Genomic DNA, 6605 nt, shown 5'->3' with positions numbered 1-6605 from the left:
CCCTTCACCCCGGACCCCCGGCATCCCGCCGTCCGGTCCCACAACCCAGGAGAAGAACCATGGACGAGAACCGCATCACCGGCGCCGCGAAGGAATTCGGCGGCAAGGTCCAGGGCGCCGTCGGCGACGTGACCGGCGACCGCGAGACCCAGGCAAAGGGCGCCGCCAACGAGGCCAAGGGCAACGTCGAGAACCTGTACGGGCAGGCCAAGGACGCGGTGCGCGACGTGGCCGACCAGGCCGGAGACCTCGCGCAGGGCGCGCTGAAGCAGGGTCGCGACGCCTTCCCCGACGCCGAGCGCGCCTACCGCCAGGGCGCCGACACGGTGACGAGCTACGCCAAGGAGTCCCCCCTGATGATGGCCGCGATGGCCGGCGCGCTCGGCTACCTCCTCGCGATGGTCGTCCACGGCCGCCGCTAGGCCCGGCCCCATCCATACCGTCCCGCAGGTCCGGAGCACCACCATGAACGATCCCATCCGACCTGCGGGGCCGCCAACCGCCGCCGATGGCCCAATGCAGGCGGCCAGGTCGCCGGCTGGCTTGGCTGATGCCGTGCGGGACCAGGCCAGCGGCTATGCCGACCGGCGCAAGACCGAGGCGGCCGGCTTCCTGTCAGAGCTCGCCCGTGCGCTCCGTTCGGGCGGCGGCGAACTCGACGGACAGGCGCAGGCGAAGCCGTTTGTCCACGTGGTCGCCGACAACCTCGACGCACTCTCGGATCGGGTCGCACGGCGCGGCTGGCGCGACCTCTATCGCGATGCCGAGGCGGTCGCGAAGGGCAACCCGATGGCGACGGCCCTGGTGGTGGGGACGCTGGGATACGGAGCCTTCCACCTCCTCCGGTCCGGCAAAGGCGATGCCCATAAGTCCCGGGTGCCCGAGCCCAAGCAGGCATGGGGCGGGTATCCGTGAGCGCCGTCCCCCCACCCCCGCCGGCCGGCGGGCTCCAGGGCCTCCTGGCCGAGGCGCTTCGGGGTGCCGGCGACGTCGTCCGGGGCGAGATCGCCCTGTTCCGCCAGGAGATGGCCGACAACCTGCGAAGCCTGATCGTCGGCTTGGCGGCGATGACCGGCGCGGCGGTATTCGCCGTCGTCGGCTTCCTGGTCCTAATCGACGCGCTCGTGACGTGGCTCGCCACCGTCGTCGGGTCGGAAGCGCTCTCCGCCCTGATCGTCGGCGTCGTCTTCCTCGTCATCGGCATCGTCCTGGCGCTGACCGCCAAGAGCCGGTTCTCGCTCGATGCGCTCGTCCCAACCCGGACGGGTCGCCAGCTTCGGCAGGACGCCAGCGTCATCAAGGAGCACGTGGACGCATGACCAGCGACGCCGACGCACTAGAGCGCGAGATCGAGGCGAGCCGCGGCCGCCTGGACCGGACGCTGGACAAGCTCACGCAACGCCTCACCCCGACCGGCATCGTCGAGGACATGCTCGGCAGCGTCCGCCGCGACGCGACCGGGGCCGGCCTCTACGACGGCGCCCTGGAGGCTGTCCGTCGCAATCCGGTGCCGGTCCTCATCATGTGCCTCGGCGCCGTGATGCTGCTCAAGGGCAACCGCACGCTGGGACCCGCGACGTACCGGGCCGTGCGTGACCCCGACCGGTTCACCTCGCCCACCCCGACCATCGCCCCGATCCCGCCGGCAACCGTCCCGAAGGACTCCCGCTAATGCGCCCGTACGTCGCCGAGTTCGTCGGCACCTTCGTCCTGGTGTTCTGCGGCTGCGGCAGCGCGGTCCTGGCCGCCGACCACATCGGCTACGCCGGTGTCGCCCTGTCCTTCGGCTTCGTCCTGATGGCCATGGTCTACGCACTCGGGCCGATCTCCGGCTGCCACCTCAACCCGGCGGTGACCCTGGGGCTGACGCTGAGCCGCAAATTCGACGCCGCCCGCCTGCCCGGGTACATGGCCGCGCAGGTCCTCGGCGGCGTCGTCGCCGCCTACGTCCTCTACGTAATCGCACAAGGGCATCCCGGCTTCGACGTTGCCTCGGGCTTCGCCTCGAACGGCTACGACACGCGCTCGCCGGGCCACTACAACGCGACTGCCGCGTTCATCGTCGAGTTCGTGATGACGGCGCTCCTCGTCCCCACCATCCTCGGGGCGACCGACCTGAAGGCGCCGGTGGGCTTCGCCGGCCTTGCCATCGGCGTCGTCCTGGTGGTGATCCACTTCGTCTCGATCCCGGTGACCAATACCTCGGTCAATCCGGCCCGAAGCATCGGCCCGGCCTTGTTCGCAGGATGGGACGCGGTGGGGCATCTCTGGCTGTTCATCGTGGCTCCCCTGCTCGGCGGGATTGTACTCGACGATGCGCGCCCTCGATCCGGTGATGCAGATGCCGGTGCGCCAGGCTGTGCAGGCCCTGCCGGCCGAGCTCGAACAGCGCCTTGAGAAGGCCGGCATCAAGCCGACCGAGTTCTAGCGCCACCTCCGGAGGGACCCGTCGATGACCACCATACGCACGCTGATCCATGCCGGCAGCAACGACGACCGCTGGTTCCTCTGCCACGGCGACGACCCGGCCGACGTGTTCGTCTTCCACGAGCCGAACGGACCGTCCGGGGGCTCGCCGTCCCGGGTCGAGCTCACGGCTTTCCTCGCCTCCGGGAACGGATCGCCCGAGCACCGCGCGCTGCTGACGATGATCGGCTCCCTGGTCGAGGCGGCACATGCAGGCTCGCGCCCGCCCGTCCGCGGTCCTGAGCCTGGTGCTGCAGGTGCCGAGCCGACCCCTGGCGAGGCAGCCTCCTCGATCTGATTCCACGCCCCTCCAAGCTTGCGAGACCGCCATGGCCATCGACTACCGCTCGGAACTGCGCCGACCCCTCCCGTTCAGCCTCGCCGTCGTGGCGGCGGTTCTCCTGGTCTGGCTGATCGTCGCCTCTATCGCGGGCTCGCGGCAGCGGACGGTGCGGGACCACCGCATCGGTGACCTGGAAGCCCGGCAGACGGCCCTTCAGGGTGACCTCGACCAGCAGCGGTCGATCGCCGGTACGCTCGCCGCGCTCCAGGCGAAAATCGCCTCAACCCAGCAACAGGACCGGGAAGCGACCCAGGCCGGCGAGCAGGCCAAGGCAAAGGCAGCGAGCCTCGCCTCGGAGAGACAGGCGGCGGAGGGTAAGGCCGCCGAGGCGAAATCCGAAGCCGAGGCGGAGACCAAGAACCTGGCCGACCTTCAGGCGCAGGTCACCCAGGCCGAGCGGAAGCTCGCGCCGATGAAGGAGGCCACCACCGCAGCCGAGCAGGCCGCGACGGCACGGACGAAGGAGCTTGCCGACGTCGGGCGCCGCCTGGAGGAGACGCGCCAGCAGGAGGCCAAGCTGCGGGCGGACATCGGCGCGATGTCCCAGGAGGCGACCGCCAAGACCGCCGATCTCGCCAAGGCCGAGGAGAGCCAGCAGAAGGCCCGCGAGGGTTCGGCAGCAGCGCAGAAGGAGCTGGCCGACGCCCGGACCGAAACCGAGAAGGCGACGAAACAGCGGGGCGAGATGGAACAGGCCATCGCCGGCCTGAACGCCAACAGGGACAAGCTGACCGACGAGATCACCCGGGCCGGCCAGCAACTGCAGCAGGCCAAGGACGGACTGGCGTCGACCCGGGCCGAACTGGCCACGGCCAAGTCGGAACGGGACCGGGTGATCTCCGAGCGCGCGCAGGCCGAGCAGGCCATCCAGAAGCTGACCGCCGACCGTGATGGCGCGACCTCGGCCGTTGAAGCGCTAAGGAAGCAACATGCCGACGCCCAGGGGCAGCTCGCGACGCTGACCGAGACGCTGGCCAGCCGCAACAAGGAGATGGCCGCTCTCGAAGACCGGCTCGGGACAACCCGCCAGGAACTCTCGGCGGCCCAGGCCAAGCTCGCGGAAGCCCGGCAGGGGCTCTCGGACCAGCCCCCGGCCATGACTGTGCAACCCGTTCCGTCCCAGTCTCCGGCGCCCACAACCGTACCGAAGGCGGACTGAACCGGTACAACGTCGATACAACTCGACCTACCCGAAGGGCGAAGACTTGCATTTCCTCGGAATCGATTGGGTCGGCGTCAACGCCGAGAACGGGCGGAAACTCGTCCTTTCGCTCATGTTCATCGCGGTGGTCGTCGGAGGCGGGATGGGCCTGCGGGCGCTGGTCGGGCTGGTCCTGACCCGCACCGACCATGCCACGCTCCAGACCAAGTTCTGGACACGCCAGGGCATCAGCTTGGTCACGGCGGTGCTGCTCGTCCTTGGCCTGCTCTCAATCTGGTTCAACGACCCTGCTCGCCTGGCAACCGCATTCGGGCTGCTGTCGGCCGGCCTCGCCTTCGCGCTTCAGCAGGTCGTCACCTCGCTCGCCGGCTACTTCGTGATCCTGCGCGGCTCGACCTTCACGGTGGGCGACCGCATCACCATGGGCGGCGTGCGCGGCGACGTGCTCCGTCTCGGCTTCATCCAGACCACGATCATGGAGATGGGCCAGCCCCCGTCCGTCCAGGGTGCGTCGCCTGCGATGTGGGTGCGTAGCCGCCAGTTCACCGGCCGCATCGTCACGGTCAGCAACGCGCAAATCTTCTCCGAGCCGGTGTTCAACTACACCCGCGACTTCCCGTTCATCTGGGAGGAGATGGCCATTCCCATCACCTATGAGGCCGACCGGCTGAGGGTCGAGGCGATCATGCTTGCCGCCGCGCACCGGCATGCGCTCGATGCCACGGCGATGGCCGCGGATGCGAAGGCCAGCTTGCACGAACGCTTCGGGGTCGATCCTTTGGATCTCGAACCCCGCGTGTTCTTCCGCATCACCGACAACTGGCTTGAGCTGACGGTCCGCTTCATCCTCGGCACCCACCAGATCCGAGGGGCCAAGGATGCAATGAGCCGCGAGATCCTGGCCGGCCTGGACGATGCCGGCATCGGCATCGCCTCGGCCACCTACGACATCGTCGGCCTGCCGCCGGTCGAGCTCGCCGGTCGGCGCCGCGGGCGGACTAGTGCCGTCGCCGCCCCGAATGCTGCCGAATGACGCGCCGGGGGCACGCATGATGCAGGTGGCCACAGACCGTCGTCGAGGCGTGACGGGCAACGCGGAGGGCCACCATGAGGATACGGACCGGCTACATCATCGGCTACGACACCTTCGGGCCGACGCCGATCACCTACCAGCTCAACGTCCACCCTTCGCGGGTGCACGACCTGCTGACGCCGGACGTGATGCGGGCCGACCCGCCGGTGCCGATGCGGACGTACATCGACGGCTTCGGCAACACCTGCGTCCGCCTCGTCTCCCCGGGCGGGCGGATGACCGTCTCGGCGGACTTCCTGGTCGCGGATACCGGCGAACCGGATGCCTACGCCCCGGACGCGCGCCAGATCCCGGTACAGGACCTGCCCGACGAGGTGCTCGTCTACCTTTTGGGCTCGCGCTACTGCGACACCGACCGGCTCGCCGGCACCGCCTGGTCTCTGTTCGGCGGCGGCCCCGAGGGCTGGGGTCGGGTGCAGGCCATCGTGACCTGGGCGCACGAGCGCATCCGGTTCGACTACCAGCTCGCAGACGCCACGCGCTCGGCCTTCGACGGGTACAACCAACGGGTCGGCGTCTGCCGGGACTTCGCCCACCTCGCGGTCACCCTATGCCGGTGCATGAACTTCCCGGCACGCTACTGCACCGGCTACCTCGGTGACATCGGGGTCCCGGTCGATCCGAACCCGATGGACTTCTCGGCCTGGTTCGAGGTCTTCCTGGAGGGTCCCGAGGGGCCGCGCTGGTACACCTTCGACGCCCGTCACGACGCCCGACGGATCGGCCGGATCGTCATCGCCCGAGGTCGCGATGCCACGGACGTCGCCATCTCGACGAGCTTCGGTACGGCCCTGTTGGCGCAGTTCGACGTTCACACCGTCGAGGTCGCCGACGACTTCGCGCTGCCACCCGTGGGTTGACCGCAGGGGCAGCCTCCTCGTGGTCGTGCACTCCGGAAGGGACGGTCCCCGTTGCGGACGGCCTTCCCGTTTCCGTGCTATGGAAACCATCCTTCGGAGGAGTGATCCATGGCCGGGATGAACGCATCGCGAAAGGTTGACCCCATCGCGGTCGTCGAGCGATGGCACCTCACCCTGGGAACGCTCGCCGACAACGACAACGAGCGGAGGGGCGTACGAACCACGACCCTGGCCGCAGTTCTAAGCCTTCCCATCGCCTCGACGGCCGTCGTCGCGGCCTGCCTCCGGTTTCTATCCTGACCCGGCCCCGCCGGGCGGAGCTCGGACGACGGCCGGGAACGGGGTCCGGACCCGTGGGTCCGGGCCGATGCGACGCGGTGGTCAGTCGATGACCTCGACGATGCGGCCGCTGCCGCGCTCGACCAGCACGGTGTGGCCGTTGACCACGGTGTAGCGGTGGCCGCGGGCGCCGTACTCCTCCGGGACGTCGTAGTAGCTCACCCCGGCCGACGGCAGCACGGTACCGACCCGAACGTCGCCGTCGTATGCGTAGGAGGACCGGTGCTCGCCACGGACGTAGGTGCGGAAGCGCGGGCGGTCGTCGACGCCGAGGATGCCGTTGACGGTGCCGGTGGCCGCGTTCGCCCAGGCGCAGGGGCTGGTGCGCGGCGCGCAGGAAGG

Annotated in this window: 11 protein-coding genes; 10 read left to right on the top strand and 1 reads right to left on the bottom strand. The window is 69.6% G+C overall.

Translation table 11 applies throughout. The features are described 5' to 3' along the window. The first annotated feature begins 59 nt into the window (after nt 1-59). The 10 genes from FV223_RS16970 (at nt 60) to FV223_RS30535 (ending at nt 6224) form a co-directional block, all read left to right on the top strand. Nucleotides 60-422, top strand: a complete 363-nt coding sequence (locus tag FV223_RS16970) for a CsbD family protein (RefSeq protein ID WP_147728134.1) — start codon at nt 60-62, stop codon at nt 420-422. A 43-nt stretch (nt 423-465) separates the two neighbouring features. Further along, nucleotides 466-915, top strand: coding sequence for a hypothetical protein (locus FV223_RS16965; protein WP_147728133.1), 450 nt, complete (start codon nt 466-468; stop codon nt 913-915). Further along, entirely contained in the window at nt 912-1319 is a 408-nt protein-coding gene (locus tag FV223_RS16960) for a phage holin family protein (RefSeq protein WP_246689704.1), read from the top strand. Before FV223_RS16965 ends, FV223_RS16960 begins: the two co-directional genes overlap by 4 nt. Further along, complete coding sequence (locus FV223_RS16955) at nt 1316-1672, top strand: DUF3618 domain-containing protein (protein ID WP_147728131.1); 357 nt, start codon at nt 1316-1318, stop codon at nt 1670-1672. Before FV223_RS16960 ends, FV223_RS16955 begins: the two co-directional genes overlap by 4 nt. Next, complete coding sequence (gene aqpZ, locus FV223_RS16950) at nt 1672-2397, top strand: aquaporin Z (protein WP_147728130.1); 726 nt, start codon at nt 1672-1674, stop codon at nt 2395-2397. The genes FV223_RS16955 and aqpZ overlap by 1 nt, the downstream gene beginning before the upstream one ends. Nucleotides 2398-2452: 55 nt before the next feature. After that, complete coding sequence (locus tag FV223_RS16945; protein ID WP_147728129.1) at nt 2453-2764, top strand: hypothetical protein; 312 nt, start codon at nt 2453-2455, stop codon at nt 2762-2764. 31 nt (nt 2765-2795) lie between these two features. Continuing rightward, nucleotides 2796-3968 (top strand): chromosome partitioning protein ParA, encoded by a 1173-nt coding sequence (locus FV223_RS30540; RefSeq protein ID WP_187276166.1) that lies wholly within the window; start codon nt 2796-2798, stop codon nt 3966-3968. A 46-nt stretch (nt 3969-4014) separates the two neighbouring features. Next, a complete protein-coding gene (locus FV223_RS16930; RefSeq protein ID WP_147728127.1) occupies nt 4015-5004 on the top strand; it encodes a mechanosensitive ion channel domain-containing protein in 990 nt (329 codons plus the stop codon). Nucleotides 5005-5078: 74 nt separating this feature from the next. Then, entirely contained in the window at nt 5079-5924 is an 846-nt protein-coding gene (locus FV223_RS16925; RefSeq protein ID WP_147728126.1) for a transglutaminase family protein, read from the top strand. A 108-nt stretch (nt 5925-6032) separates the two neighbouring features. Further along, on the top strand, nt 6033-6224 hold the full coding sequence (locus tag FV223_RS30535; RefSeq protein WP_187276165.1) for a hypothetical protein: 192 nt from the start codon (nt 6033-6035) through the stop codon (nt 6222-6224). Between the two features lie 81 nt (nt 6225-6305). Here FV223_RS30535 and FV223_RS16915 read toward each other — a convergent pair. Then, a partial coding sequence (locus tag FV223_RS16915) for a DUF1236 domain-containing protein (protein WP_147728125.1) occupies nt 6306-6605 on the bottom strand: 300 nt, incomplete at its 5' end.

Source organism: Methylobacterium sp. WL116, from assembly GCF_008039455.1.
In the GTDB taxonomy this organism is placed as follows: domain Bacteria; phylum Pseudomonadota; class Alphaproteobacteria; order Rhizobiales; family Beijerinckiaceae; genus Methylobacterium.
The sequence above is the reverse complement of the archived record's forward strand: the minus strand, read 5'-3'. Positions and strand labels throughout refer to the sequence as shown.

Coding starts and splice junctions, on each gene's coding strand:
- FV223_RS16925 (WP_147728126.1), top strand. CDS start 5,079: ATGAGGATACGGACCGGCTACATCATCGGCTACGACACCTTCGGGCCG.
- FV223_RS16970 (WP_147728134.1), top strand. CDS start 60: ATGGACGAGAACCGCATCACCGGCGCCGCGAAGGAATTCGGCGGCAAG.
- aqpZ (WP_147728130.1), top strand. CDS start 1,672: ATGCGCCCGTACGTCGCCGAGTTCGTCGGCACCTTCGTCCTGGTGTTC.
- FV223_RS30535 (WP_187276165.1), top strand. CDS start 6,033: ATGGCCGGGATGAACGCATCGCGAAAGGTTGACCCCATCGCGGTCGTC.
- FV223_RS16955 (WP_147728131.1), top strand. CDS start 1,316: ATGACCAGCGACGCCGACGCACTAGAGCGCGAGATCGAGGCGAGCCGC.
- FV223_RS16945 (WP_147728129.1), top strand. CDS start 2,453: ATGACCACCATACGCACGCTGATCCATGCCGGCAGCAACGACGACCGC.
- FV223_RS30540 (WP_187276166.1), top strand. CDS start 2,796: ATGGCCATCGACTACCGCTCGGAACTGCGCCGACCCCTCCCGTTCAGC.
- FV223_RS16965 (WP_147728133.1), top strand. CDS start 466: ATGAACGATCCCATCCGACCTGCGGGGCCGCCAACCGCCGCCGATGGC.